The organism is Streptomyces sp. NPDC042336 (assembly GCF_055581985.1).
Genome location: NZ_JBVJEA010000002.1, coordinates 685386 through 710717, shown reverse-complemented (window position 1 = coordinate 710717; position 25332 = coordinate 685386). Strand labels below are relative to the sequence as shown.

At 71.5% G+C, this 25332-nt stretch carries 25 protein-coding genes, 1 rRNA gene and 1 riboswitch; of the genes, 15 read left to right on the top strand and 11 right to left on the bottom strand.

Going from position 1 to position 25332, the window contains the following annotated elements:
- The 11 genes from rrf to ACZ6IM_RS08650 form a co-directional block, all read left to right on the top strand.
- Positions 1 to 95: ribosomal RNA gene (gene rrf, locus ACZ6IM_RS08700) — 5S ribosomal RNA — on the top strand; the annotation flags it as partial.
- A gap of 109 nt (positions 96 to 204) precedes the next feature.
- The gene (locus ACZ6IM_RS08695) at positions 205 to 813 is read left to right on the top strand and encodes a CDP-alcohol phosphatidyltransferase family protein (protein ID WP_052838778.1); all 609 of its coding nucleotides are present in this window, start codon (positions 205 to 207) and stop codon (positions 811 to 813) included.
- Between the two features lie 112 nt (positions 814 to 925).
- The gene (locus tag ACZ6IM_RS08690; protein ID WP_052838780.1) at positions 926 to 3421 is read left to right on the top strand and encodes a mannose-1-phosphate guanyltransferase; all 2496 of its coding nucleotides are present in this window, start codon (positions 926 to 928) and stop codon (positions 3419 to 3421) included.
- A 99-nt stretch (positions 3422 to 3520) separates the two neighbouring features.
- Positions 3521 to 4426 carry a DUF881 domain-containing protein gene (locus tag ACZ6IM_RS08685; protein ID WP_469555220.1) on the top strand — a complete coding sequence of 302 codons (906 nt, stop codon included), beginning with the start codon at positions 3521 to 3523 and terminating at the stop codon, positions 4424 to 4426.
- Positions 4423 to 4755, top strand: a complete 333-nt coding sequence (locus ACZ6IM_RS08680; protein WP_003977440.1) for a small basic family protein — start codon at positions 4423 to 4425, stop codon at positions 4753 to 4755. Before ACZ6IM_RS08685 ends, ACZ6IM_RS08680 begins: the two co-directional genes overlap by 4 nt.
- 5 nt (positions 4756 to 4760) lie before the next feature.
- Positions 4761 to 5603 (top strand): DUF881 domain-containing protein, encoded by an 843-nt coding sequence (locus tag ACZ6IM_RS08675; protein ID WP_469555217.1) that lies wholly within the window; start codon positions 4761 to 4763, stop codon positions 5601 to 5603.
- A gap of 148 nt (positions 5604 to 5751) precedes the next feature.
- A complete protein-coding gene (locus tag ACZ6IM_RS08670; protein WP_469555278.1) occupies positions 5752 to 6603 on the top strand; it encodes an FHA domain-containing protein in 852 nt (283 codons plus the stop codon).
- Between the two features lie 44 nt (positions 6604 to 6647).
- Positions 6648 to 7388, top strand: coding sequence for a transcriptional regulator FtsR (ftsR, locus tag ACZ6IM_RS08665; RefSeq protein ID WP_052838786.1), 741 nt, complete (start codon positions 6648 to 6650; stop codon positions 7386 to 7388).
- A 97-nt stretch (positions 7389 to 7485) separates the two neighbouring features.
- Positions 7486 to 7959: a bifunctional nuclease family protein gene (locus ACZ6IM_RS08660; protein WP_052838788.1), complete on the top strand. Its 474-nt coding sequence runs from the start codon at positions 7486 to 7488 to the stop codon at positions 7957 to 7959.
- Between the two features lie 162 nt (positions 7960 to 8121).
- A complete protein-coding gene (locus tag ACZ6IM_RS08655; protein WP_356372043.1) occupies positions 8122 to 8808 on the top strand; it encodes a MerR family transcriptional regulator in 687 nt (228 codons plus the stop codon).
- A gap of 73 nt (positions 8809 to 8881) precedes the next feature.
- Positions 8882 to 10321 carry a DNA polymerase IV gene (locus tag ACZ6IM_RS08650; protein WP_052838790.1) on the top strand — a complete coding sequence of 480 codons (1440 nt, stop codon included), beginning with the start codon at positions 8882 to 8884 and terminating at the stop codon, positions 10319 to 10321.
- Here the strand turns inward: ACZ6IM_RS08650 and ACZ6IM_RS08645 are convergent.
- The gene (locus tag ACZ6IM_RS08645; RefSeq protein ID WP_469555213.1) at positions 10231 to 10614 is read right to left on the bottom strand and encodes a PRC-barrel domain-containing protein; all 384 of its coding nucleotides are present in this window, start codon (positions 10612 to 10614) and stop codon (positions 10231 to 10233) included. The two genes, ACZ6IM_RS08650 and ACZ6IM_RS08645, sit on opposite strands and share 91 nt — an antisense overlap.
- 150 nt (positions 10615 to 10764) lie before the next feature.
- Positions 10765 to 10860, top strand: a riboswitch (glycine riboswitch).
- Positions 10861 to 11037: 177 nt separating this feature from the next.
- Between ACZ6IM_RS08645 and gcvP the strand changes: the two genes are divergently transcribed.
- Entirely contained in the window at positions 11038 to 13923 is a 2886-nt protein-coding gene (gene gcvP, locus ACZ6IM_RS08640) for an aminomethyl-transferring glycine dehydrogenase (RefSeq protein ID WP_469555210.1), read from the top strand.
- Between the two features lie 67 nt (positions 13924 to 13990).
- Here the strand turns inward: gcvP and ACZ6IM_RS08635 are convergent, their stop codons facing one another.
- From ACZ6IM_RS08635 to ACZ6IM_RS08600, 8 genes are all read right to left on the bottom strand, one after another.
- Positions 13991 to 14410: a TOBE domain-containing protein gene (locus ACZ6IM_RS08635; RefSeq protein WP_052838795.1), complete on the bottom strand. Its 420-nt coding sequence runs from the start codon at positions 14408 to 14410 to the stop codon at positions 13991 to 13993.
- 26 nt (positions 14411 to 14436) lie between these two features.
- Complete coding sequence (locus ACZ6IM_RS08630) at positions 14437 to 15537, bottom strand: ABC transporter ATP-binding protein (RefSeq protein WP_052838796.1); 1101 nt, start codon at positions 15535 to 15537, stop codon at positions 14437 to 14439.
- A complete protein-coding gene (gene modB, locus ACZ6IM_RS08625; protein ID WP_469555206.1) occupies positions 15534 to 16394 on the bottom strand; it encodes a molybdate ABC transporter permease subunit in 861 nt (286 codons plus the stop codon). Before modB ends, ACZ6IM_RS08630 begins: the two co-directional genes overlap by 4 nt.
- Positions 16391 to 17224 (bottom strand): molybdate ABC transporter substrate-binding protein, encoded by an 834-nt coding sequence (modA, locus tag ACZ6IM_RS08620; RefSeq protein ID WP_469555203.1) that lies wholly within the window; start codon positions 17222 to 17224, stop codon positions 16391 to 16393. The genes modB and modA overlap by 4 nt, the downstream gene beginning before the upstream one ends.
- A gap of 205 nt (positions 17225 to 17429) precedes the next feature.
- On the bottom strand, positions 17430 to 17825 hold the full coding sequence (locus ACZ6IM_RS08615; protein WP_052838799.1) for a TOBE domain-containing protein: 396 nt from the start codon (positions 17823 to 17825) through the stop codon (positions 17430 to 17432).
- 93 nt (positions 17826 to 17918) lie between these two features.
- Positions 17919 to 18983 (bottom strand): LacI family DNA-binding transcriptional regulator, encoded by a 1065-nt coding sequence (locus ACZ6IM_RS08610; protein ID WP_052838800.1) that lies wholly within the window; start codon positions 18981 to 18983, stop codon positions 17919 to 17921.
- 225 nt (positions 18984 to 19208) lie between these two features.
- Positions 19209 to 19412 (bottom strand): DUF5999 family protein, encoded by a 204-nt coding sequence (locus ACZ6IM_RS08605; protein WP_052838801.1) that lies wholly within the window; start codon positions 19410 to 19412, stop codon positions 19209 to 19211.
- A 285-nt stretch (positions 19413 to 19697) separates the two neighbouring features.
- On the bottom strand, positions 19698 to 20282 hold the full coding sequence (locus tag ACZ6IM_RS08600) for a hypothetical protein (protein WP_052838802.1): 585 nt from the start codon (positions 20280 to 20282) through the stop codon (positions 19698 to 19700).
- A 559-nt stretch (positions 20283 to 20841) separates the two neighbouring features.
- On the opposite strand from ACZ6IM_RS08600, the gene ACZ6IM_RS08595 reads away from it, so the two are divergent.
- Both ACZ6IM_RS08595 and ACZ6IM_RS08590 read left to right on the top strand, forming a co-directional pair.
- Positions 20842 to 22359, top strand: coding sequence for a glutamate-cysteine ligase family protein (locus ACZ6IM_RS08595; RefSeq protein ID WP_052838803.1), 1518 nt, complete (start codon positions 20842 to 20844; stop codon positions 22357 to 22359).
- An 81-nt stretch (positions 22360 to 22440) separates the two neighbouring features.
- Complete coding sequence (locus ACZ6IM_RS08590) at positions 22441 to 23268, top strand: CPBP family intramembrane glutamic endopeptidase (protein WP_052838804.1); 828 nt, start codon at positions 22441 to 22443, stop codon at positions 23266 to 23268.
- A gap of 27 nt (positions 23269 to 23295) precedes the next feature.
- On the opposite strand, the gene ACZ6IM_RS08585 is transcribed toward ACZ6IM_RS08590, so the two are convergent.
- The gene (locus ACZ6IM_RS08585; protein WP_052838805.1) at positions 23296 to 24105 is read right to left on the bottom strand and encodes a PhzF family phenazine biosynthesis protein; all 810 of its coding nucleotides are present in this window, start codon (positions 24103 to 24105) and stop codon (positions 23296 to 23298) included.
- Positions 24106 to 24356: 251 nt separating this feature from the next.
- On the opposite strand from ACZ6IM_RS08585, the gene ACZ6IM_RS08580 reads away from it, so the two are divergent.
- A complete protein-coding gene (locus tag ACZ6IM_RS08580; protein WP_469555199.1) occupies positions 24357 to 25019 on the top strand; it encodes a PadR family transcriptional regulator in 663 nt (220 codons plus the stop codon).
- 94 nt (positions 25020 to 25113) lie between these two features.
- Here ACZ6IM_RS08580 and ACZ6IM_RS08575 read toward each other — a convergent pair whose 3' ends face one another.
- Complete coding sequence (locus ACZ6IM_RS08575) at positions 25114 to 25281, bottom strand: hypothetical protein (RefSeq protein ID WP_037923674.1); 168 nt, start codon at positions 25279 to 25281, stop codon at positions 25114 to 25116.
- Positions 25282 to 25332: the final 51 nt, after the last annotated feature.

The following is a 25332-nucleotide window of genomic DNA, read 5'->3' as shown; positions in this document are numbered from 1 at the left end:
AAACGCCCGGTTACATTTCGAACCCGGAAGCTAAGCCTTACAGCGCCGATGGTACTGCAGGGGGGACCCTGTGGGAGAGTAGGACGCCGCCGAACTCCTTTTAGAGCTCTGGCTCTTGGGCACGCAGCCCGAGAGCCAGAGCTTTTTTGCGTTGAGGTAAGGTCAGTGGGCATCATTGGTTCGTTTCCCCCAGGAGGCCCCCGCGTGGAGGTCCAGGAGACCCGCGTGCAGACCGACCGGGTCCTCACCATCCCGAACATCCTGAGCATGGCGCGCCTGCTCGGCGTGCCCCTGTTCCTGTGGCTCATCCTGCGGCCCGAGTTCGGCGGTCCGCAGAGCGACGGCTGGGCGCTGTTGGTGCTGGCCCTGAGCGGGGTCAGCGACTACCTGGACGGAAAGCTCGCGCGGCGTTGGAACCAGATCAGCAGCCTCGGCCGGCTGCTGGACCCGGCGGCCGATCGGCTCTATATCCTCTCGACCCTGGTGGGTCTCACCTGGCGCGAGATTCTCCCGCTCTGGTTGACGCTTGTACTGCTTGCCCGGGAAGCGATGCTGCTGGTCATGGTGGGCATCCTCCGGCGCCACGGCTATCCGCCGCCGCAGGTGAACTTCCTGGGCAAGGCCGCCACGTTCAACCTCATGTACGCCTTCCCCCTGCTGCTGCTGAGTGACGGAAGCGGATGGATCGCGTCACTCGCCGCTGTTTTCGGATGGGCGTTCGCCGGATGGGGTACAACCCTGTACTGGTGGGCAGGTGTTCTCTATGTGGTGCAGGTCCGCCGTCTGGTACGTGCGGACGTCGCAGCCGATTGAACTCGCTGATTGTGCGGTCCCGGTGGCCGGATGGCCCCCGCTGGAAAAGTGCGGGACCCTGGACTCGTGAAGTCGGCTAAACCGTCGTCTCTCAGAGGAGGACGCTTCCGACATGAAGGCCGTCGTGATGGCTGGAGGCGAAGGCACACGCCTTCGTCCCATGACCTCGAGCATGCCCAAGCCGCTCCTGCCGGTGGTCAACCGGCCGATCATGGAGCACGTTCTTCGGCTGCTCAAAAGGCATGGGCTCAATGAGACCGTCGTGACCGTCCAGTTCCTGGCCTCGTTGGTCAAGAACTACTTCGGTGACGGCGAAGAGCTCGGTATGGAGCTCACCTATGCCAACGAGGAGAAGCCACTCGGTACCGCCGGAAGCGTCAAGAACGCCGAAGAGGCGTTGAAGGACGATGCCTTCCTCGTCATTTCCGGCGATGCCCTGACCGACTTCGACCTCACCGACCTGATCAATTTCCACAAGGAAAAGGGCTCGCTCGTCACGGTGTGTCTGACGCGCGTCCCGAACCCGCTGGAATTCGGTATCACCATCGTCGACGAAGAGGGCAAGGTCGAACGCTTCCTCGAGAAGCCGACGTGGGGCCAGGTCTTCTCGGACACCGTGAACACCGGGATCTACGTCATGGAGCCCGAGGTCTTCGACTACGTCGACCCCGATGTGCCCGTGGACTGGTCCGGTGATGTCTTCCCGCAGCTGATGAAGGAAGGCAAGCCCATCTACGGCTACGTCGCCGAGGGCTACTGGGAGGACGTCGGTACCCACGAGAGCTATGTGAAGGCCCAGGCCGACGTGCTGGAGCGCAAGGTCGACGTCGACATCGACGGTTTCGAGATCTCGCCCGGGGTCTGGGTGGCCGAGGGCGCCGAGGTGCACCCCGACGCCGTGCTGCGCGGTCCCCTGTACGTGGGCGACTACGCCAAGGTCGAGGCCGGCGCCGAGATCCGCGAGCATACGGTCATCGGGTCCAACGTCGTCGTCAAGAGCGGCGCCTTCCTGCACAAGGCCGTGGTGGCCGACAACGTGTACGTGGGACCGCACAGCAATCTGCGGGGCTGTGTGGTCGGCAAGAACACCGACATCATGCGGGCCGCGCGGATCGAGGACGGCGCGGTCATCGGCGACGAGTGCCTGGTCGGTGAGGAATCGATCATCCAGGGGAACGTGCGGGTCTACCCGTTCAAGACCATCGAGGCCGGTGCCTTCGTCAACACCTCGGTCATCTGGGAGTCCCGGGGCCAGGCGCATCTGTTCGGCGCCCGCGGGGTCTCCGGCATCCTGAACGTGGAGATCACGCCCGAGCTCGCCGTGCGACTGGCCGGTGCCTACGCGACGACCCTGAAGAAGGGGTCCACCGTCACCACGGCCCGTGACCACTCCCGTGGTGCCCGTGCGCTGAAGCGGGCGGTGATCTCCGCGTTGCAGGCCAGTGCCATCGACGTACGCGACCTGGAGAACGTACCGCTGCCCGTGGCACGGCAGCAGACCGCGCGGGGCAGTGCCGGCGGGATCATGATCCGGACCACCCTGGGTGTGCCGGACTCCGTCGACATCATGTTCTTCGACGGACAGGGCGCCGACCTCTCACAGGGCAGTCAGCGGAAGCTGGACCGGGTGTTCGCGCGGCAGGAGTACCGCAGGGCGTTCCCCGGAGAGATCGGGGACCTGCACTTCCCGTCCAGCGTGTTCGACTCGTACACGGGGTCCCTGCTGCGCAACGTCGACATCACGGGGATCGCCGAGTCCGGGCTCAAGGTGGTCGTCGACGCCTCCAACGGAAGCGCGGGGCTGGTGCTGCCCAGCCTGCTCGGGAAGCTGGGCGTCGACTCGCTGACCATCAATCCCGGTCTCGACGAGGCCAGGCCCACCGAGTCGGCCGACATGCGGCGGTCCGGTCTGGTGCGCCTGGGAGAGATCGTGGCGTCCTCGCGGGCCGCGTTCGGCGTGCGTTTCGACCCGGTCGGCGAGCGGCTGTCGCTCGTCGATGAGAAGGGCCGCATCATCGAGGACGACCGGGCGCTGCTGGTGATGCTGGACCTGATCGCGGCCGAGCGGCGCAGCGGCCGGGTCGCGCTCCCGGTGACGACCACCAGGATCGCCGAGCAGGTCGCCGCCTACCACGGCACACAGGTCGAGTGGACGACCACCTCCCCGGACGACCTGACCCGGGTCGGCGGCGAGGAGGGTGCGATCTTCGGCGGCGACGGCAAGGGCGGCTTCATCGTCCCCGAGTTCAGCAGCGTCTACGACGGCACGGCGGCCTTCGTGCGGCTGATCGGGCTGGTCGCGCGCACCCAGCTCACGCTGAGCCAGATCGACGCGCGCATCCCGCGGGCCCACGTCCTCAAGCGTGATCTGGCCACTCCGTGGGCCGTCAAGGGGCTGGTGATGCGCCGGGTCGTCGAGGCGGCCGGGGACCGGTTCGTGGACACCACGGACGGGGTGCGAGTGGTCGAGACCGACGGGCGCTGGGTGATGGTGCTGCCCGACCCGGCGGAGGCGGTCACCCATCTGTGGGCCGAGGGGCCCGACGACGCCTCCGCGCAGGCGCTGCTGGACGAGTGGGCCGCGGTGGTGGACAGCGCGGGCCGCTGAAAACGCACCGCACGCGTGCGTGCCGGACAAGTGTCCCCAAGGGGGCCTGTCCGGCACGCCGGTGGGGCCGTTCGGAGGTAGTGGCGGTGGCGTGCGACGATGTGCGGCATGCCGCAGCCACCCCCCGTTCGGAGCACATCCACGCGGCCCGCGCGCCCGGACGCGTCCATGTCCCTCCTCACCAACGTCATGGACCACAGCCTCGACGACGGCTACGCCGAGGCCGCCGCGCGGAAGAAGGCCGACGGCAACGGCGGAATGCCCAGGACGCTGCGTGCCAAGCTGGGCCTGGCGGTCGGCCTGGTCCTCGCGGCCCTGGTCGTGACGGTCGGCGCGGCCCAGGCACGGGTCGCCGCTCCCGTCGTCGCCAAGGAGCGTGAAGAGCTGGTCGACCGCATAGAGGGCGAGACCTCGGCGGCCGACGAGCTGGAGAAGCGCGTCGACGAACTGCGCGACGACGTGAACACGCGTCGGCGCGAGGCGCTCGAGAAGAGCGGCGACAGCGACCGGTCGGACCTGGTGGGGATCCTGTCGGGCGCGGTGGAGGTACACGGCCCCGGCGTGAAGCTCGTGGTGAACGACGCCAAGGACGTCGGCACGGGCGCCGACGGGCAGCCGCGCGGCACCTCAGGGTTCTCCGACACGGGCCGGGTGCGGGACCGGGACATGCAGCGCGTGGTCAACGGGTTGTGGGAGTCCGGCGCCGAGGCGATCTCCATCAACGGTCAGCGTCTGACGGCACTGTCGGCGATCAGGGCCGCCGGTGACGCGATACTGGTCGACAACAGGCCGCTGGTGCCGCCGTACACGGTGCTCGCGGTGGGGGACGGCGAGCGGCTCAGCAGGGGGTTCCAGGACAGCGCCGACGGGCTGTACCTGCATGCCCTGCAGGAGAGCTACGGCATCCGGACCGCCATCTCCGTCGCGGACGGGCTCGAGCTGCCGGCCGCACCGAGTGTGATCGTACGAACAGCACAGCCGATAACCGAGAAGGGCACATCGTGATCGCCGTACTGGGCCTCGTCGTGGGAGTCGTGGCCGGATTGCTGGTCCGGCCCGAGGTGCCGGCGGCCGTGGAGCCGTATCTGCCGATCGCCGTGGTGGCGGCGCTGGACGCCGTCTTCGGCGGTCTGCGGGCCATGCTCGACGGCATCTTCGACGACAAGGTCTTCGTGGTCTCGTTCCTGTCGAACGTGGTGGTGGCCGCTCTGATCGTCTTCCTGGGCGACAAGTTGGGCGTCGGCGCCCAGCTGTCCACCGGTGTCGTGGTGGTCCTCGGCATTCGCATCTTCTCCAACGCCGCGGCGATCCGACGCCACGTCTTCCGGGCGTGAGGCCGATGAGCGATCACGAGGAACAGCCCGCGAACAGGCTGCGCAAGGAGCTGCCCGACGAAGTGCCGCCGTCGCCGTCCGCGGCCGGGGAGGGCCCGGACGGTGCGCGTCCGGAGCGGAATGGACTGACCGGCAGGCAGCGGCTCCTGAAGGGGCTGTGGCCGCCGCGCCTGACGCGGGCGCAACTCATCGTCGCCCTGCTCCTGTTCGGGCTCGGCTTCGGCCTCGCGGTCCAGGTGGCGTCCAACAGTGACAGCGACGGCGCGCTGCGTGGCGCCCGCCAGGAGGATCTGGTGCGCATCCTCGATGAACTGGACGACCGTACTCAGCGTCTTGAAGACGAGAAACAGGGTCTCGAGAAACAGCGCGACGAGCTGGAGAACAGCTCCGACCAGGCGGAGGAGGCCCGCAAGCAGACGCTCGAGAAGGAGCGGCAACTGGGCATCCTCGCGGGCACCGTGGCCGCGCAGGGGCCCGGCATCACGGTGACCATCGAGGACACGAAGGGAGCGGTCGAGGCGGACATGCTGCTCGACGCGATCCAGGAGCTGCGCGCGGCGGGCGCGGAGGCGATCGAGGTGAACGGCGTACGGGTCGTCGCCGGCACGTACCTCGTCGACGCCGACAAGTCCGTCAGCGTCGACGGGAACAAGATCAACACGCCCTATCGTTTCCAGGTCATCGGCAAGCCGCAGGACCTCGAACCGGCTCTCAACATTCCTGGAGGAGTGGTGCAGACTCTGGAGAAGGAACAGGCCACCGTTACTGTTGAGCGCTCGAGCAAGATCGTCGTGGACGCCTTGCGAGCGGCGGAGCGGCCTGACTACGCTCGGTCGTCCTCCCAGTGAACCGACGGTGCATGGGCGGCGTCCGGCGAGGGCATGAGGTTGCGGGGGGTCGGCGCACCGATTGGGTGGTGCGTGGTGGAAACTGTCTGACAGAGACGGACGTTGTGAAGGTGTCCGGGTCGGCCAGTGCGTTCAGTAAGGGTTCGTCCTGCCCCACGGGCGGGTCTGTTTCGGTCAAGGGGAATCGCCCGTGAAGTTGTTTGCGAAGTTGTTCGGCAAGAGCGCGCGAGAGGGCGGCGGCGACAACGCGACCGCCCGCCATCGCGCACAGCCCGACGCGGAGGGCCGACGCCCGATGTACCGGGACCAGGTGGGTGGTCCGGGCGCGCCGTCTGTTGACCCTGCTCAGTCCGGCGGCATAGGTTTCGGCCAGCCCTCGGCCCCGGGTACGGCTGGAGGGTTCAACCCCGACCCGTACGCGTCGAACGCCCCGGCGGGGCAGCCGCGGCAGGAGGATCCGTCCATGTCGGCCCTGGTGTGTACGAGGTGCGGCAACCGCAACGCGGAGAACAGCCGCTTCTGCTCCAACTGCGGCGCTCCGCTGCGGCCCGGCGCGGTCCCGGAGCGCGCGTCCGAGACGACCTCCACGATCTCCATCTCCGGTCTGGAGGCCTACGACGCCGAGGTCACCGGCCAGACGGCGATGCCGGCGCTCTCTCCCGAGGCGCAGGCGGCCGTGGACGCGCTGCCGCTGGGCTCCGCGCTCCTCGTCGTGCGCCGTGGTCCGAACTCGGGCAGCCGCTTCCTGCTGGACGGCGAGCTGACCACCGCCGGCCGTCACCCGCAGAGCGACATCTTCCTGGACGACGTGACGGTCTCGCGCCGGCACGTGGAGTTCCGCCGCAGCCCGGACGGTTCGTTCACGGTCGCCGACGTCGGCAGCCTGAACGGCACGTACGTCAACCGGGAGCGCATCGACCAGGTCGCCCTGTCGAACGGTGACGAGGTGCAGATCGGCAAGTACCGGCTGGTGTTCTACGCGAGCCAGCGGGGTTACTGACCCGCCCCCGGGCCGCCCGCCCGGGGAACCTCCAGGGAAGGTCCATGTTTCAAACACCGAGCGGCGGTGCCGGGCAAGGCGCCGCCGCCACGGACAGTGGGCTGATGAGCATCGGCGCAGTGCTGAGCGCGCTGCGTGACGAGTTCCCCGACATCACCATCTCCAAGATCCGTTTCCTGGAGTCGGAGGGCCTCGTCGAGCCACGGCGGACCCCGGCCGGGTACCGCAAGTTCAGCGCGCACGACGTCGAGCGCCTCGGCCGGGTGCTGCGCATGCAGCGGGACCACTACCTGCCGCTCAAGGTGATCCGCGAGCACCTGGACGCCGTGGAGCGCGGCGAGGCCGTGGCCCTGCCGAGGGTCGGCCGCCAGCGGGACGGGGACGCGGCCGTGGCGGAGCCTGCCGAGAGCCCGACGGTGGCCCGGATCGGGCGGGACGAGCTGCTCGCCGCGGCTGGGATCGGTGACCAGGAGCTGAAGGAGTGGGAGTCGTACGGACTCCTCGCCCCGCTGCCCGACGGGGCGTACGACGCCGAGGCGGTCACGGTGGCGTCCTTGGTGGTGCAGCTGGGGCGGTTCGGGATCGAGCCGCGGCACCTGCGGGTGATGAAGGCCGCAGCCGACCGGGAGGCCGGGCTGGTGGACCAGGTGGTGGCCCCGCTGAAGCGGCACCGCAACCCGCAGACCAGGGCACACGCGGAAGCCCGCACCAAGGAGCTGGCGGGGCTGGCGGTGAAGCTGCACGCCGCGTTGGTGCAGACCGCCCTGGGCGTGCGGCTGCCCTGAGGGTCACGGGCCGGATCCTCGCCCGGGCAGACCCGGATCGCCCACCCGATCCCGGCCCGACTACCCAAACGTCCCGGGCACGGCCTAGGGTTGCTGTGTGAACGAGCTCGATGTCGTAGGTGTCCGGGTCGAGATGCCCTCCAACCAGCCGATCGTGCTGCTGCGCGAGGTGGGCGGCGACCGTTACCTTCCCATCTGGATCGGGCCGGGGGAGGCGACGGCGATCGCCTTCGCCCAGCAGGGCATGGCTCCTGCGCGGCCGCTGACCCACGACCTGTTCAAGGACGTGCTGGAAGCCGTCGGCCAGGAGCTCACGGAAGTGCGCATCACCGACCTGCGGGACGGGGTCTTCTACGCCGAGCTGGTCTTCGCGAGCGGGGTCGAGGTCAGTGCCAGGCCGTCCGACGCCATAGCGCTGGCCCTGCGCACCGGTACGCCGATCTACGGCAGTGACACGGTCCTCGACGACGCCGGCATCGCCATTCCGGACGAGCAGGAGGACGAGGTGGAGAAGTTCCGCGAGTTCCTCGACCAGATCTCGCCCGAGGACTTCGGGTCCAGCAACCAGTGAGACGCGGCCCCGTCCGCGCACATCCGGCTAGCCTTTCCCGGGACAGGGCACGGGAAACCACTCGTAGGGTGATTATCACTCGGCGTGCCGAGTGTGGCGATCGTTGACGCACCCTTGGTGACTGCCTACCTTCGAGGAGGCAGGTCAAGGACGGAGGTCGGCGTGAGAATCAGCGGCGACGGTACGGTTGGGGGTGGCCCCGGGCACAGCCTCGGGGCAGGCGGTCCGTACCCGCCCCCGGGCTCCCGGCTGCGCGCGAGCGCGGGGCACGCCCAGCACGGTGGCGCGGCCGATCCCGGTCCGCAGCGACCGGCAGCGGTGCCGACCAGCGGAGGGGCGACGTCCATGGCGTCCGAGCAGATCGGCTATCGCGGCCCTACGGCCTGCGCGGCCGCCGGCATCACCTACCGGCAACTCGACTACTGGGCCCGTACGGGCCTCGTCGAGCCCAGCGTGCGGCCCGCGCACGGATCCGGAACGCAGCGCCTGTACAGCTTCCGCGACGTGGTCGTGCTGAAGATCGTCAAGCGCTTCCTGGACACCGGAGTGTCCCTGCAGAACATCCGCACCACCGTCCAGCACCTCAGGGAGCGCGGCTTCCGCGACCTCGAGCGGATGACGCTGATGAGCGACGGCGCCACCGTCTACGAGTGCACCTCGCCCGACGAGGTGCACGCCCTGCTCCAGGGCGGCCAGGGCGTCTTCGGGATCGCCGTCGGCGTGGTGTGGCGGGACGTGGAGAGCGCGCTGTCCCAGCTGCACGGGGAGCGGATCGACACGGGGGAGACCCTGGTCGGGCACAATCCGGCCGACGAGCTGGCCCGGCGGCGGAACAACCGGGCGGTCTGATCCCCGCCGCGCCGCGGGTTCCGTCCTGCCGGCGAGGGCGGGATTGTCAGTGGCGTAGGGCAGCATCGGAGATGTGAGAACCGCGCCCACGATCCTGCATCTCGACATGGATGCCTTCTTCGCCTCGGTGGAGCAGGCATCCAAGCCGAGCCTGCGCGGGAAGGCCGTGGTGGTGGGCGGCCTCGGACCGCGCGGCGTGGTCGCCACCTGCTCGTACGAGGCGCGGGTGTTCGGGGTGCACTCCGCGATGCCCATGGGCCAGGCCCGACGGCTCGCGCCGCATGCCGCCTACCTCGTTCCGCGCTTCGAGCTGTACCGGTCGATCAGCGAGCAGGTGATGCGGCTGCTGCGGGAGCTGTCGCCGCTGGTGGAGCCGCTGAGCCTGGACGAGGCATTCGTGGACCTGGAGGCCGGCGGGGCGGCCCGGGACGCGGAGTCGGCGCGACTGGCCGGGGTGAGGCTGCGCACGGCCATCCGCACCGTCACCGGCCTCACCGGGTCGGTGGGGCTCGCCGCCTCCAAGATGCTCGCCAAGATCGCCTCCGAGCAGGCCAAGCCCGACGGACTGGTGCTCATCCCGCCGGGGACGGAGCGGGCCATGCTGGGGCCGATGACGGTGCGCACGCTGCCCGGCGTGGGACCGGCCACGGGGGACCATCTGCGACGGGCCGGGATCACCACGGTCGGCGAGATCGCCGAGGCGGGCGAGGACGAGCTGGTGCGGTTGCTGGGCAAGGCGCACGGCCACGCCCTGTACGCCATGGCGCTGGCGCGGGACGAGCGGCCCGTGGTGGCCGAGCGGGAGACCAAGTCCGTGTCGGTCGAGGACACCTACGACGTGGACATCCACGACCGGGTGCGGGTCGGCGTCGAGGTGGGACGGCTCGCGGACCGCTGCGTGCGGCGACTGCGCGCCTCCGGCCTGTCCGGGCGGACCATCGTGCTCAAGGTGCGCAGATACGACTTCTCCACCCTGACCCGCTCCGAGACCCTGCGCGGGCCCACCGACGACCCCGCGGTGGTGCGCGAGGCGGCCGCCAGACTGCTGGACTCGGTGGACACCACGGGCGGCGTGCGTCTGCTCGGGGTGGGTGTCAGCGGGCTGGCCGACTACACCCAGGAGGACCTGTTCGCCCAGGCGGCGGGGGACCGGGCCGCGGAACTGGCCGAGGAGCCCGAGACCGAGCCCGCCGAGGAGCACAGCCCCCCGCCCGCCGAGCGCCGGTGGCCGGCGGGGCACGACGTGCGGCACACGGAGCTGGGGCACGGCTGGGTGCAGGGCAGCGGCCTCGGGCGGGTCACCGTGCGGTTCGAGACGCCGTACTCGGGGGTCGGGCGGGTGCGGACCTTTCCGGTGGACGACCCGGAGCTGACCCCCGCGGACCCGCTGCCGCTGGTCGCCGCGGCGGAGGGCGAGGCGGGTCAGCCCTCGTCGCCGCCCTTGCCCTTGCCGGCCAGCTTGCCGAAGTCGTGGTCGGGAGGCGGGGGAGCGGCCGCCACGTCCAAGCCGTAGTGGTGGTAGAGCTGCAGTTCCTGTTCCGGCGAGAGGTGGCGGCCGACGCCGAAGTCGGGTGCCTCCTTGATCAGCGCCCGGTCGAAGGGCACGCGCAGGGTGCCGTCGACCAGCTCGCTGGGCTCCAGGGGGACGAAGGCGTCCCTGCTGAAGAGACCGGTCCGTATCGCCGCCCACTCCGGGACGCCGGTGGCATCGTCGAGGTAGACCTCGTCCACGGTGCCGATCCTGGTGCCGTCGCGGTCGAACGCCTTGCGGCCGATCAGGTTCCGCGGATCGATGTCAGTACGCACGGGGCCCTCCACTTGATCGCACCACTGGGCCGCACTGGGGTCGCACACCAGCCGCCTAATCATCCGTAAGTACTACAAAAGAGCAGAAGTGGCCGGTCGGCCACTCGAACTCCGTGCGGCGGCCTCGCTGGTACGCTGGCAAACGGCTGCTGACCCCGCGCGGGAGAGTCCTCCGGACACCATCGGAGGCGCCGAAGGAGCAAATCCTCCCCGGAATCTCTCAGGCTCACGTACCGCACGGACGAGGTCACTCTGGAAAGCAGGGCGGGTGTCGACGGCGTCCGCTCTCACCGACGGTGAAAGCCGGGAGAGCCCCAGGGCTCGCCCGGTGAAGCTCTCAGGTTGAGATGACAGAGGGGGAGGCCGTCCGGGTACCCGCGCCGTGGTGCCCCTCGAAGGTCGTCAGACCAGGAGGCCTCCGCAATGACCGCCCACCGCACTCCGCTCTCCGAACTCGAACAGGCCATGCCGTTCGAGCAGCGCCACATCGGCCCCGACCACGAGGCCAGGGCCAAGATGCTCGCGCAGGTCGGTTACGGTTCGCTCGACGAACTGACGGCCGCCGCGGTGCCGGATGTGATCAAGAACGCCGACGCGCTCGACCTGCCGGGCGCGCGCTCCGAGGCCGAGGTGCTGGCCGAGCTGCGCTCCCTGGCCGACCGCAACCAGGTCCTCGACTCCATGATCGGCCTCGGCTACTACGGCACCTTCACCCCGCCGGTCATCCTGCGCAACGTCATGGAGAACCCGTCCTGGTACACGGCGTACACGCCGTACCAGCCGGAGATCTCCCAGGGCCGTCTCGAAGCCCTGCTGAACTTCCAGACCATGGTCGCCGAGCTGACCGGCCTGCCCACCTCCGGAGCTTCGCTGCTCGACGAGGGCACCGCCGCCGCCGAGGCGATGGCCCTGTCGCGGCGCATGGGCAAGAACAAGAAGGGTCTGTTCCTGGTCGACGCGGACGCGCTGCCGCAGACCGTCGCCGTGATACGGACCCGTGCCGAGCCGACCGGCGTCGAGGTCGTCGTCGCCGACCTGAGCGAGGGCATCCCGGCCGAGATCGCCGAGCGGGAGATCAACGGCGTCCTGATCCAGTACCCGGGCGCCTCCGGAGCCGTCCGCGACATCAAGCCGGTGATCGACCGGGCGCACGAGCTCGGCGCGCTCGTCACCGTCGCCGCCGACCTGCTCGCCCTCACGCTGCTCACCTCGCCCGGCGAGCTGGGCGCGGACATCGCCGTCGGCACCACCCAGCGCTTCGGCGTGCCGATGGGCTTCGGCGGGCCGCACGCCGGCTACATGGCCGTGCACGAGAAGTTCGCCCGCAGCCTCCCCGGCCGCCTGGTCGGCGTCTCCGTGGACGCCGACGGCAACAAGGCCTACCGCCTGGCCCTGCAGACCCGTGAGCAGCACATCCGCCGGGAGAAGGCCACCAGCAACATCTGCACCGCGCAGGTGCTGCTCGCCGTCATGGCCGGCATGTACGCCGTCTACCACGGCCCCGAGGGCCTGCGGGCCATCGCCCGGCGCACCCACCGGTACGCCACGGTCACCGCGGCCGGTCTCGCCGAGGGCGGCGTCGAGATCGTCCACGGCTCCTACTTCGACACCGTCACCGCGCGGGTGCCCGGCCGGGCCGACGCGATCGTCCACGCCGCCCGCGAGAACGGCATCAACCTCCGGCTCGTCGACGCCGACCACGTGTCGTTCGCCTGTGACGAGACCACCACGCGCGCCCAGGTCGGCGGGGTGTGGAACGCCTTCGGCGTCGAGGGCGACGTCGAGGCGCTGGACGCGGCGACCGGGGAGTCGCTGCCCGAGGCACTGCTGCGCACCGACGACTTCCTGACCCACCCCGTCTTCCACCAGCACCGCTCCGAGACCGCGATGCTGCGTTACCTGCGCCGCCTCGCCGACCGGGACTACGCGCTGGACCGCGGCATGATCCCGCTGGGCTCCTGCACCATGAAGCTCAACGCGACCACCGAGATGGAGCCGGTCACCTGGCCCGAGTTCGGCGCGCTGCACCCCTTCGCGCCCGCCGATCAGGCGCAGGGCTACCTGACCCTCATCCGCGAGTTGGAGGAGCGGCTCGCCGAGGTCACCGGGTACGACAAGGTCTCGCTCCAGCCGAACGCGGGGTCGCAGGGCGAGTTCGCCGGACTGCTCGCCGTGCGCGGCTACCACCGTGCCAACGGCGACGACCAGCGCACCGTCTGCCTCATCCCGTCCTCCGCGCACGGCACCAACGCCGCCAGCGCCGTGATGGCCGGCATGAAGGTCGTCGTCGTCAAGACGGCCGAGGACGGCGAGATCGACGTCGAGGACCTGCGCGCCAAGATCGAGAAGCACCGCGACGAGCTGGCCGTGCTGATGATCACCTACCCGTCCACGCACGGCGTGTTCGAGGAGCACGTGGCGGACATCTGCGCGCGGGTGCACGACGCGGGCGGCCAGGTCTACGTCGACGGCGCCAACCTGAACGCCCTGGTCGGCCTCGCCAAGCCCGGGCACTTCGGCGGCGACGTCTCCCACCTGAACCTGCACAAGACCTTCTGCATCCCGCACGGCGGCGGCGGTCCCGGCGTCGGCCCGGTGGCCGTACGGTCGCACCTGGCGCCGTACCTGCCCAACCACCCGCTGCAGCCGGCGGCCGGTCCGCAGACCGGCGTCGGCCCGATCTCGGCGGCCCCGTGGGGCTCGGCCGGGATCCTGCCGATCTCCTGGTCGTACGTCCGGCTGATGGGCGGCGAGGGCCTCAAGCGGGCCACGCAGGTGGCCGTGCTGTCCGCGAACTACATCGCCAAGCGCCTGGAGCCGCACTTCCCGGTGCTGTACACGGGTCCGGGCGGGCTGGTCGCGCACGAGTGCATCATCGACCTGCGCCCGCTGACCAAGGCGACCGGTGTGAGCGTCGACGACGTCGCCAAGCGGCTGATCGACTACGGCTTCCACGCGCCGACGATGTCCTTCCCGGTGGCCGGCACGCTGATGATCGAGCCGACCGAGTCCGAGGACCTGGCCGAGCTGGACCGGTTCTGCGAGGCGATGATCGCCATCCGTGCGGAGATCGAGAAGGTCGGCTCCGGCGCCTGGTCCGCCGACGACAACCCGCTGCGCGGCGCCCCGCACACCGCGGGCGCGCTGGGCGGCGAGTGGGACCACGCGTACACGCGTGAGGAGGCCGTCTTCCCTGCCGGGGTGTCCGCCGCCGACAAGTACTGGCCGCCGGTGCGCCGCATCGACCAGGCCTACGGCGACCGGAACCTGGTCTGCTCCTGCCCGCCGCTGGACGCCTACGAGGACTGAGTCCCGCCGCAGAGCTGAGAGAGGCCCCGCCCGGGCCACCTGGACCCGGGCGGGGCCTCTCGGCGTCTCATCCCGTGGCGAGCGACACCTCCGTCGACTTGACCAGCGCGACGACGGGAACGCCGACGGACAGCTCCAGGTCGTCGGCGGCCTGCCTGGTGATGGCGGCGGTCAGCTCGGCGCCCTCGACGGCGACCGAGACCGAGGCCATCGCGGCGCCGGTGGTGAGGGCGGTGACCGTGCCGGGCAGCCGGTTGCGGATGGACAGCCCCTCGACGCGCCCGGTGGCCAGTGCCACCTCGGTGGACTTCACCAGGGCCCGCACGGCGGTGCCGGGGGCGAGCGCGAGGTCCTCGGCGGACTCCCGGGTGATCGCCGCGGTGAGGTCCTGGCCGCCGGAGAGACGGACGCCGACCGTCGCCATGGCCTCGCCCGGGGTGACGGCGGTGACGGTGCCGGGGAGCTGGTTGCGGATGCTCAGGCTCATGGGGGCACCGTAGCCCGGCGCCGGCGCTATGCCGGGTATGCGTGGGTCTGCGTCGCCTTGACCGTCGCCCACACCGGTGCGCCCGGGTGGAGGCCCAGCTCGGCCGCGGCGACCGTGGTGAGGTCGGCGGCGAGTGCGAGTTCGCCCGTGAGGTCCACGCGGATCTGGTCGCCGTGACTCTCCAGGCCCGCGACCTCGCAGCGCCACAGGTTGCGGGCGCTGGAGCCGGTGGGAGGCGCGCCGTACAGGGTCACGGCGCTGGGCGGGAACGCGACGAAGACCGGGCCCGCGAGGTCCTCGGTGGTGGTGATGGCGGGGCCCGTGTCGTCGAGCCGTACGGTGTGGCCCTCGGCCCGCCCCCGGTAGAGATTCAGGCCGACCAGCTGCGCGATGTAGTCCGTGCGGGGCCGCCGGGCGATGTCGGCGGGCCCGCCCTCCTGGACGACCGCGCCGTCCTCGACCACGACCAGCCGGTCGGCCAGCACCATGGCGTCCAGCGGGTCGTGCGTGACCAGGACGGCGACGGCCTCGAACTCGGCGAGATGGCGGCGCAGCTGCGCCCGCACCTCCAGCCGGGTCCGGGCGTCCAGGGCCGCGAGCGGCTCGTCGAGGAGCAGCAGCCGCGGGTTGGTGGCCAGCGCGCGGGCCAGGGCGACTCGCTGGGCCTGGCCCCCGGAGAGACGGCGCGGCTTGGCACCCGCGTGGTCGGCCAGGCCCATGCGGTCCAGCCACGCCGCGGCCCGCGCCCGTGCCTCCGTCCTGCCTGCGCCCCGGCAGCGCGGACCGAAGGCCACGTTGTCGAGGGCGGTCAGGTGCGGGAAGAGCAGGTAGTCCTGGAAGACGACGCCGACCGGGCGGGACTCCGGCGGCGTACGGTCCAGCGCGGCGCCGTCCAGGCGCAGGTGACCGCCGGAGAGGGGCGCCAGGCCGGCGAGTGCGCGCAGGGCGGTGGTCTTGCCCGCGCCGTTGGGCCCGAGGAGGGCCACGACGTCCCCGGGCGCGGCGGTGAGCGCCACGTCCAGGCGGAAGGCGCCGCGGTCCACGACGAGCCGGGCGTCGAGGCCGTCCTCGGACCGGTGGACCCCGGGGGAGTCGATGGCGGTCTTCCGCTGGCCGGTGTCGGTCATGACGCACTCATCCAGCGGTCCCGCAGACCCGCCAGGACGGCGATGGACACGGCCAGCAGCACCAGGCTGAGGGCGATCGCGGCCGCCGGGTCGTTCTGCAGGGCGAGGTAGACGGCCAGCGGCATGGTCTGGGTCCGGCCGGGGAAGTTGCCCGCGAACGTGATCGTCGCCCCGAACTCGCCCAGTGCCCGCGCCCAGGCCAGCACGGCGCCCGCCGCGATGCCCGGGGCGATCAGCGGGAGCGTCACCCGGCGGAACGCGGTGAAGCGGGAGGCGCCCAGGGTGGTGGCGGCCTCCTCGTAGCGCGGGTCGGCGGCGCGCAGGGTGCCCTCCACGCTGATCACCAGGAACGGCATCGCCACGAACGTCTCCGCGAGGACGACGCCCGTCGTCGTGAACGGCAGGGTGATCCCGAACCAGGCGTCGAGCCACTGCCCGATGACGCCGTTGCGCCCGAACGCCAGCAGCAGCGCGACGCCACCCACCACCGGCGGCAGCACCAGCGGCAGCGTCACCAGCGCGCGGACGAACCCCCGGCCCGGGAAGTCGGTGCGGGCCAGCAGCCAGGCCAGGGGCACGCCCACGAGCAGGCTCAGCGCGGTCGCGGTCGTCGCGCACAGCAGCGACAGCCGCAGCGCCTGCCACACCTCGGGGCTGGACAACTGCTCCGGCAGGCCGCTCCACGGCGCGCGGATCACCAGGGCGAGCAGGGGCAGCAGCAGGAACGCCAGGCCGATCAGGGCGGGCACCAGCAGGGGGACCGGCACCATGCGCCCCCGGCGGCGGGCCCGGCGCGGCCCACCGGCCACGGGCGCGGCTCCGGTCGGCGCGGGCGTCGTTCCAGCGGACTCGGTCATGGGGTGCGGAACCCGGCCCCGGTGAGCACCCGCTGCCCCTCGGCGGACCTCACCAGCTCGATGAAGGCCCTGGCCGCGTCGGCGTTGGGGGCTTCCTTGAGGAGGGTGATCGGGTAGTCGTTGACCGCCTTGGCCGACTCCGGGAAGTCGACGCCCGTCACCTTGTCGCCCGCCGCCTTCACATCGGTCTTGTAGACGACCGCGGCGTCCGCCTCCTTCAGTTCGACCTTGGTGAGGGCCGCCTTGACGTCCTGCTCGTAGGAGACCGGGGTGAGTTCGAGACCGCCGGCGTCCAGGGCCTTCTGCGCCGCGGCGCCGCACGGCACGGTCTTGTCGCACAGCACGACCTTGAGGCCGGAGCCCGTGAGGTCCTTCAGGGAGGAGATGTGGTCGGGGTTGCCGGGCAGGGTGGCGATCTGCAGCTGGTTGCGCACGAAGGTGGCGGGGGTGCCGGCCGCGGCCCCGGCGTCGGTGACGGTGGTCATCGTCTTCGGGCTGGCGGAGGCGAACACGTCCGCCGGAGCGCCGCCGGTGATGCTGGCGGCGAGGGTGTCACTGCCGGCGAAGTTGAAGGTGACCCGGGTGCCCGGGTGCTGCTTCTCGAAGGTCTGGCCGAGGGTCGTGAAGCTCTCCTTGAGCGAGGCCGCGGCGAAGACGGTGACCTGGCCGGAGAGCTTCGTTGAGGACGACGCACCGCCGGCGGAGTCCGAGTCCGCGCCCGCGTCCGAGGACGACGAGCACGCGCCCAGGGCCAGCAGCGCGGCGGCCCCCACACCGGCCGCCCGCGCGGTACGTCGGATGCGGTGGGTCCTGCGCACGGAACGGGTCATCACGGGCCACTCCCTCGGCGTTCTGGCAGGGGCCGACGGCTCGGCGGCCGAGCGGACGGTGCCCCCCATTGCGCCGATCATACTTCCGCAACTGCGAGGGGTATGTCTCCTGTCGCATCGCATGAGCGAGCCATCCATGAGGAAAGGCTGGCATGTGCGTTCGCACGGTCGATGCGGTGCCGTCGCGCGTCTGCCGGCCGAGTGCTCAGCCCCTGTCGATATGGACATTCGTCGACTTCACCCGGGCGGTGGCCTCCACGCCGACCTCCAGGCCGAGTTCCTCCACCGCCTCCCTGGTCAGCAGGGAGACGAGCCGGTGCGGACCCGCCTGGATCTCGACCTGGGCCGCGACGTCCCCCAGCTTGATCGCGGTCACGATCCCGGGAAACGCGTTGCGGACCGAGGTGTGCGGGGTCTCCTCGTCGGCACCGACGGAACGGGCGAGTTCGACCGAGAACGCGGCCAGGTCGCGCCCGTCGACGACGCGCCGTCCGCCCTCGTCGCGGCGGGTGCTGATCCGGCCCGCGTCGGCCCAGCGGCGCGCGGTGTCCGGGCTGACGCCGAGCAGCCGCGCCGCCTGGCCGATCGTGTAGGACTGCATGCCGGTCACGATAGGCCGCGGAGGCGGGACGGCGGAGGCGGGGCCTGCCGGACACGGGGTGCCCGTGGTGCAGGGATGGGCTCGAGGGCGCGCTCAGCGGGCGGCAGCCGGGGAAGCGGGTGGGGGCGCCGTGCTGGAGCGCAGGACCAGGTCCGTGGGCAGTTCGACCCGTGGCGGGTCCGGCCGTTCGTCGTGGCACCGGCCGAGCACCGTGCGCGCGGCGGCCTTGCCCATGTCGGCGAGCGGCTGGCGCACGGTCGTCAGGGGCGGTGCCGACCAGCGGACCTCCGGAAGGTCGTCGAAGCCGACGACACTCATGTCCTGCGGCACCCTCAGTCCTCGCCGGCGCAGGGCCTCGATCGCGCCGAGCGCCATCTGGTCGCTGGCCGCGAAGACGGCCGTCGGCGGCTCGCGCAGGCCCAGCAGGGCCTCGCAGGCCGCGAAGCCGGACTCGTGGCGGAAGTCGCCGGGGACGATCAGGGACTCGTCCACGGCGACGCCGGCGCCCTCCAGGGCGGCACGGTAGCCGTCGTGGCGGGCCCGCGAGCACAGCAGCCGCTGCGGCCCGGCGATCAGACCGATCCTGCGGTGTCCCAGCGCCAGCAGGTGCTCGGTGGCCGCCAGGCCGCCCGACCGGTTGGCCGCGCCGACGGTGGGCACGTCCAGGGAGGGGGCGCCCGCCGGGTCGACGACGACCAGCGGTACGCCGAGGATCCGCAGCTCCTGGTGGAGCACGGGGTCCAGGGCCGAGGTGACGAGGACGACGCCGTCGCAGGCCCGGGCCCGCAGATTGCGCATCCACTGACGGGCGTCGCCCGAGCGTCCGTGGATCGCGGAGACCACGGTGCCGGCCCCGGCGGCGTGGGCCACCTCCTCGACCCCACGGATGATCTCCACGGCCCAGGGGCTGTCGAGGTCGTTGAAGACCAGGTCGATCAGGGCGGCCCGGCGGCCGGGTGCCGAGGCGCGCTTGCGGTACCCGTGCCGGCGCAGCAACTCCTCCACCCGCGCTCTGGTCCCGGGCGACACGTCCGAGCGGCCGTTCACGACCCGGGACACGGTCGGCACCGAGACGCCCGCGCTGCGGGCTATGTCCGTGATCGTGACCCTGCCCCGGCGGCCGGAAGCCGTACTGGCCCGGGCCTCGTCTGCTGCCACTTCCCCCACCTCCGCCGACACCGACCGCGAAACCTCCAGGAGTCTTCCGGAAGCCGGGCGCCCGGGGGAAGGCGTTCCGGACCAGGAAACCGGGCCGTCACCGTGTCGGACGGGGCACCTCACGCGCGGTGACCGGCCCCGGACGCGCGAGGGGGCCGGTGCGCAGCCGTGGCTGCGGGCCGGCCCCGTGATGCGCCGGGCGAGGTGACGCCGCCCGGCGGGTGGTCAGGCGGCGGGCGTCAGGCCCGCGCCGACGGGGCGGTGCGGGGCGATGACCTGGCCGTCCGGCAGGAGCTCACCGGTGTCCTCGAAGAGGACCACACCGTTGCACAGCAGGCTCCACCCCTGCTCCGGGTGGTGCGCCACGAGACGGGCGGACTCCCGGTCGGCGGAGACGGCTGAGGGGCACGGTGGCTGGTGCTGACACATGAGTGGGGTCTCTCGGTCTGTGGTGATGGGTGAGTTCGTTGACTGGTCTGTCCCGCGGCGTGAAGCCTCGTTCATGGCCGCCCCCCGTTGTTTGAGTCGTACCGGACCCAGTGTTGCCCCACGGGCGTCGATCCGCAGGTATTTCGCAGCACCGCTTCTCACAGGTTGATGACGCGTCACCCGCGCGGACGGTTCAGCTCAACTGCACTGTCACTTCGGATGGTTCGGCATGGCCGAAAGGGGCTAGTCCGCGCGGGTGGGCGGGGAGTGGTACTGCGGAGCAGGTCAGGCGGGAGAACCCAGCAACCGCGTCGGCGTCACCCGGTGCGTGAGGACCGGCAGCAGTTCGGCGACCCGGTGCGGCCGGTGGGCCGCGATGCCGGGCGGGGCCGGCGCCAGCGGCACCAGCAGGTCGGTGGCCGCGGGGTGCCCGGTGGCGGGGTCCGCGGTGCCGTCGCCGTGCAGCCACAGCGTGAGCATGTACAGCTCGGGAACCGACAGCAGGCGCGGCTGGTAGGACTGGGCCACCGACTCGGCCTGCCGCAGCGCACGCTCGGTCGAGGCGACGTAGGGGCCCTCGAAGAAGTGCGAGAACGCCCAGCCGTCGGGGGTCAGCATCGTCTCCGCCGCCGCCACCGCCCGGTCGCCGCACCGGATGTGGAACCGCCAGCCGGCCAGCCGCGTCGCCGCCACGCCGTCCGCCGTGACCCGGTCCAGCACATGCACGGGCAGCGGCAGTTCGGGTGTGGCGGGTCCCTGGGCGCCGAGCAGCGCGGGAGTCCGGGCCTCGCGGACCGCGGTGGGCGAGGAGAGGGCGGTGAGGACGGAGCGCAGTGCGGGCGCGGGGGCCTGGGGAACACGCAGGGGCATGATGGGTCGCCTCTCATTCGAAGGCACGGTGGCGCGAGGGCGGAGCTGGGCGGACGACGCTGTCGGCTCACAGGGCTGGGGAAGGCAGGGGCCGGGGCCGGGAACCGGGATGCGGGAGAGCCTGCCGCGCGTCAGCGCGACGGCGGGATCCTTCGACCGTGGGCGCCGATCCGCTGCCTTGTCCGCGGAGTTTATACGACATGTGTTCAGACTGTGTTTCGGCTAGCCGATTCCGGCAACCAGTACAAGGTTGAATTCGGCCGCCGATATGCGGGAAAACTCCGGATTTCCGGCCAGGTGTACCGCGGTGACCTCGGGGAATGTTCACCGAGCGGTCGGCCAATTGTCGTCGGCGTTTTTCACGAGTTGTCGGCCCGGGAAACTGCTCGACGTGCCATGCCCGGTGAATGTGCCACCGGTCACACCGGCACAGCGTAGCGGCTGCCGGGGCGGCACGGGGACGTTATCGATCGCTTCGGCTGGGCATCATCCCACCTGACCGGCCACCGGCCAGCGGCGGCCGGATCTTCCACTCATCGCTCCGAGAAGGGACTCTTCCATGGGGGAGAAGGTCGTGGCAGGTCAGTTCGACCTGTCCGATCGCCAGCGCTACCGCGAGAAGCTCCAGCGGTGCCTGACTGGCCTGGAGCGACTTCTGGCGGAGAAGCGGTTCGACCGCCCGAAGAACCTGATGGGGCTGGAGATCGAATTGAATCTCGTCGGTGCCGACGGGATGCCGAAAATGTTGAATGCGCAAGTCCTCGAGCGCATCGCGAGCCGTGACTTCCAGACCGAACTCGCCATGTTCAACCTGGAGGTCAACATCGCGCCCCACCGCCTGGGCGGCCGGGTATTCGACCGGCTCGCCGAGGAGATCCGTACGTCCTTGGCATATGCGGACCGCAAGGCGGGCGAGGTGGACGCGGGAATCGCGATGATCGGCATTCTGCCGACGCTGGACCGGGACGACCTGGTCTCGTCCAATCTCTCCGCCGTCGACCGCTACGCCCTGCTCAACGAACAGATCGTGGCCGCCCGCGGAGAGGACTTCACGCTCGACATCGAGGGCGTCGAGCGCCTGACCTGCACCTCGAAGTCGATCGCCCCCGAGGCCGCCTGCACCTCGGTGCAACTCCACCTCCAGGTCACCCCGGACCGCTTCGCCGACGTGTGGAACGCGGCCCAGGCCGTCACCGCCGCGCAGATCGCCCTGGGCGCCAACGCGCCCTTCCTCTTCGGCCGCGAACTGTGGCGCGAGTCCCGGCCCCCGCTGTTCCAGCAGTCCACCGACACCCGCCCGCCCGAGCTCCAGGCCCAGGGAGTCCGGCCGCGCACCTGGTTCGGGGAACGGTGGGTGACCTCGGCGTACGACCTGTTCGAGGAGAACCGGCGCTACTACCCGGCGCTGCTGCCCATCTGCGACGACGAGGACCCGCTGGAGGTCCTGGACGCGGGCGGTGTTCCCTCCCTGTCCGAACTCGTCCTGCACAACGGCACCGTCTACCGCTGGAACCGCCCCGTCTACGACATCGCCGACGGCGTCCCGCACCTGCGCGTCGAGAACCGCGTCCTGCCCGCGGGGCCCACCGTCACCGACGTCATCGCCAACGCGGCCTTCTACTACGGGGTCGTGCGCGCGCTCGCCGAGGAGCCCCGGCCGGTGTGGACCCGGCTGCCCTTCGAGGCCGCCGCCGCCAACTTCGAGGCCGCGTGCCGGCACGGCATCGACGCCCGCTTCGAATGGCCCCGGCGCGGCCGCCTCGGCGGCACCACCGAGGTCGACGCCGCCGTCCTCGTACGCGACGAACTGCTGCCGCTCGCCGCGGCCGGTCTCGACGCGTGGGGGGTGGAGCCCGCCGACCGGGACCTCTACCTCGGTGTGATCGAGGAGCGGTGCCGACGCCGGGTCAACGGCGCGTCCTGGCAGGCGGCCACGTTCCACCGGGCGCTGGAGGCGGGGCTGTCCCGGGAGGAAGCGCTGGCCGCCACGACCCGTCGCTACGTCGAGCTGATGCGCGAGGGCGACCCGGTGCACCTGTGGCCGGTGGGCCTGCCGGAACCGGTGGCGCTGAGCTGACCGCCGCCCGACCCGCCCCCGCCGCGCGCCGCCCCATACTGATCGGGCAAGCTGTGACGTCCCAGCTGGAGGCAGGTGTGCATGGCGGAGGCGGGCCCGGTGGACGATGCGTTCCCTCAGAAGCGACTCGGCGGACAGCCCTTGACCGACGAACGGCTCTCGCGGCGGATCCTGCGTGACGAGACGCTGCTCGTCCTGGCGCTGTCGCTCGGTGCGAGCGGCGTGTCCGCCCTCATCAGCTTCATCGGCTCGGTCACCCGGCCGGGCGGGCTCAAGGACCAGGCGGCCACCCTCAACGCCTCCGCCGCACCCGGCCGTCCCTGGCTCGACCTGGCCTGGCAGCTCTTCGGCATCACCACGGCACTCGTCCCGGTCGCCCTCGTCGCGCACTTCCTGCTGCGTGAGGGGCGCGGCCTGCGCACCCTCGGATTCGACCGCACCCGTCCGTGGCCGGACCTGGGTCGCGGGGCCGCCGTCGCCGCCGTCATCGGCAGCACCGGCATCGCCTTCTACCTCGCCGCCCGCGGCCTCGGCTTCAACCTCACCGTGGTGCCCGAGGCGCTGCCCGACGTGTGGTGGAAGTACCCCGTCCTCATCCTCTCGGCGGTGCAGAACTCCGTCCTGGAGGAGGTCATCGTCGTCGGCTACCTGCTGCGCCGGCTGGACCAGCTCGGCTGGAGCACGGGCGCGTCGCTGGCGGCCAGCTCGGTGCTGCGCGGCTCGTACCACCTCTACCAGGGCATCGGCGGGTTCGTCGGCAACATGGTGATGGGCGTCGTGTTCGTCTACCTCTACCGCCGCTGGGGGCGCGTGGGCCCGCTGGTGGTGGCGCACTCGCTGCTCGACATCGGCGCCTTCGTCGGCTACGGGCTGCTCGCCGGGAAGGTGGACTGGCTGCCGACGGCGTGAGTGCGCGGGCCCCGCGCCGCCACACGGTCAGGCCAGCAGCTCGCCGTCGACCACCGTCACCGCGTGCCCGGTCAGCAGCGTGCGCCCGCCGCGCAGCTGCGTGCGCACCCGGCCGGAGCGGGACGACGCCTGGAGGCCGGTGAGGTCGGGGCGGCCGAGGCGCTCGGACCAGAAGGGGGCGAGGGCCGTGTGGGCGCTGCCGGTGACCGGGTCCTCGTCGATGCCGACGTTCGGGAAGAAGCAGCGGGAGACGTAGTCGTAGCCGCGGGCCGGGTCCTCGGCGCGGGCGGTGGCGATGATGCCGCGCTCGGAGTGGGCGGCCAGTGCCTCGATGTCCGGCGCCAGGCCGCGCACGGTCCTCTCGTCGGCCACCTCGACCAGCAGGTCCCCGATGTTCGGCCCGGTGTCCAGGACGGTACGGGGCTCGGCGCCCAGGGCCGCGGCGACGCCCGCCGGGGCCTCGACCGGGGTGAGCGGCGCGGTCGGGAAGTCCAGGGTGATCGAGCCGTCCTCGCGGGGTGTCGCCACCAGGACGCCGCTGCGGGTGGCGAACCGCACCGGTCCCTCGTGGGAGCCGGTGGTGTGCAGGACGTGGGCCGTGGCGAGCGTGGCGTGGCCGCACATCGCGACCTCGGTGGCCGGTGTGAACCAGCGCAGCGCCCAGTCGGCCTCACCGCCCGCGGGCAGACGGTGGGCGAACGCCGTCTCGGAGTGGTTGACCTCCAGGGCGACCCGCTGGAGCCGGTCGTCGTCCGGGAAGGCGTCGAGGAGCAGGACCCCGGCGGGGTTGCCGGCGAAGGGCCGGTCGGTGAAGGCGTCGACGATTCGGATGCGCATGCCCCGACGCTAGGGCCTGCCAGCGGCCGCGGACCAAGGCCAATTCCGGAGTGCTGGACCGCTTTTCGCGGGCTCGCCGCCCTTCGGCCGGCCTGACGGACGTTCGTACCCGGCTGGACGCGCTCGGCGGCTCCCTGTCCGCCTCGCCCGGCGAAGGCTGCCTCCGGCCGGCGGCGGGTCTTGCGCAGCGATACGTTCCGATATATCGTTGAGGCATCGCGACAGATCAACGACTGAATGGAGTGATGGCGATGCGTAACCACGGATACGAGCGTGGACACGGTGGACACGGCCCCGGTCACGGAGAAGGGGGTCCCTTCGGATCCTTCGGCCGAGGCGGCTTCGAAGGCCGGCGCGCGGCGTTCGGCCCCTTCGGGCCCGGCGGTCCCGGCGGCGGCCCCGGCGGTCCCTTCGGGCCGGGCTTCGGTCACGGGGGCCCCTGGGGTGGCCGAGGACGCGGCGGGCCCAGGGGAAGGGCACGGCGGGGCGACGTGAGGGCGTCGATCCTGGCCCTTCTGAAGGACCGGCCGATGCACGGCTACGAGATGATCCAGGAGATCGCCGAGCGCAGCGGCGGGGCGTGGAAGCCCAGCCCCGGTTCGGTGTACCCCACCCTCCAACTGCTGGAGGACGAGGGGCTGATCGCCAGTGAGAGCGAGGGCGGGAAGAAGCTCTTCGCGCTCACCGAGGCGGGCCGCACCGCGGCCGAGGAAGGCCCGGAGGCGCCCTGGGAGGAGGCCTCGCGGGGCGTCGACTGGGAGGCTCTCAACGACATCCGGCAGGCCGGTTTCGGACTGATGGAGGCCTTCGGCCAGGTCTGGAAGACCGGTAGCAAGGAGCAGCGGGAGAAGGCGCTCGCCGTCATCGGCGACGCCCGCAAGAAGCTGTACCTGATCCTCGCCGACGAGGACTGACGCCGCTGAGGGTGCCCCGTGGAGTGGATCCGCGGGGCACCCTCCGCGTCCGGAGCGGCGTGCGGCGGGGTGGGGGACCGGGGCCCGGCGGCGTTCAGTCGACCCGCCGTATCACCGCCGCGTCGAAGACGTCCCACGCGCGCGGGAAGGCGCTCTCGTCGTGGCAGTGCCAGGCATCCCAGAACAGGTCGGCGAGCAACGCCTCCGCGGGGGCGTCGACCCGGTACACGTACTGCCTGCCGTCGACGGCAGGCAGGGCCACGAGCCAGCACCTGCTCCTCATGCCCCTGTTCGACCCGCGAGGAAGCCTTTC

Coding starts and splice junctions, on each gene's coding strand:
- ACZ6IM_RS08595 (WP_052838803.1), top strand. CDS start 20,842: ATGGGGGAGAAGGTCGTGGCAGGTCAGTTCGACCTGTCCGATCGCCAG.
- ACZ6IM_RS08590 (WP_052838804.1), top strand. CDS start 22,441: ATGGCGGAGGCGGGCCCGGTGGACGATGCGTTCCCTCAGAAGCGACTC.
- ACZ6IM_RS08635 (WP_052838795.1), bottom strand. CDS start 14,410: ATGAGCCTGAGCATCCGCAACCAGCTCCCCGGCACCGTCACCGCCGTC.
- ftsR (WP_052838786.1), top strand. CDS start 6,648: ATGTTTCAAACACCGAGCGGCGGTGCCGGGCAAGGCGCCGCCGCCACG.
- gcvP (WP_469555210.1), top strand. CDS start 11,038: ATGACCGCCCACCGCACTCCGCTCTCCGAACTCGAACAGGCCATGCCG.
- ACZ6IM_RS08605 (WP_052838801.1), bottom strand. CDS start 19,412: ATGTGTCAGCACCAGCCACCGTGCCCCTCAGCCGTCTCCGCCGACCGG.
- ACZ6IM_RS08630 (WP_052838796.1), bottom strand. CDS start 15,537: ATGACCGACACCGGCCAGCGGAAGACCGCCATCGACTCCCCCGGGGTC.
- ACZ6IM_RS08685 (WP_469555220.1), top strand. CDS start 3,521: ATGTGCGGCATGCCGCAGCCACCCCCCGTTCGGAGCACATCCACGCGG.
- ACZ6IM_RS08600 (WP_052838802.1), bottom strand. CDS start 20,282: ATGCCCCTGCGTGTTCCCCAGGCCCCCGCGCCCGCACTGCGCTCCGTC.
- ACZ6IM_RS08580 (WP_469555199.1), top strand. CDS start 24,357: ATGCGTAACCACGGATACGAGCGTGGACACGGTGGACACGGCCCCGGT.
- ACZ6IM_RS08675 (WP_469555217.1), top strand. CDS start 4,761: ATGAGCGATCACGAGGAACAGCCCGCGAACAGGCTGCGCAAGGAGCTG.
- ACZ6IM_RS08615 (WP_052838799.1), bottom strand. CDS start 17,825: ATGCAGTCCTACACGATCGGCCAGGCGGCGCGGCTGCTCGGCGTCAGC.
- ACZ6IM_RS08690 (WP_052838780.1), top strand. CDS start 926: ATGAAGGCCGTCGTGATGGCTGGAGGCGAAGGCACACGCCTTCGTCCC.
- modB (WP_469555206.1), bottom strand. CDS start 16,394: ATGACCGAGTCCGCTGGAACGACGCCCGCGCCGACCGGAGCCGCGCCC.
- ACZ6IM_RS08585 (WP_052838805.1), bottom strand. CDS start 24,105: ATGCGCATCCGAATCGTCGACGCCTTCACCGACCGGCCCTTCGCCGGC.
- modA (WP_469555203.1), bottom strand. CDS start 17,224: ATGACCCGTTCCGTGCGCAGGACCCACCGCATCCGACGTACCGCGCGG.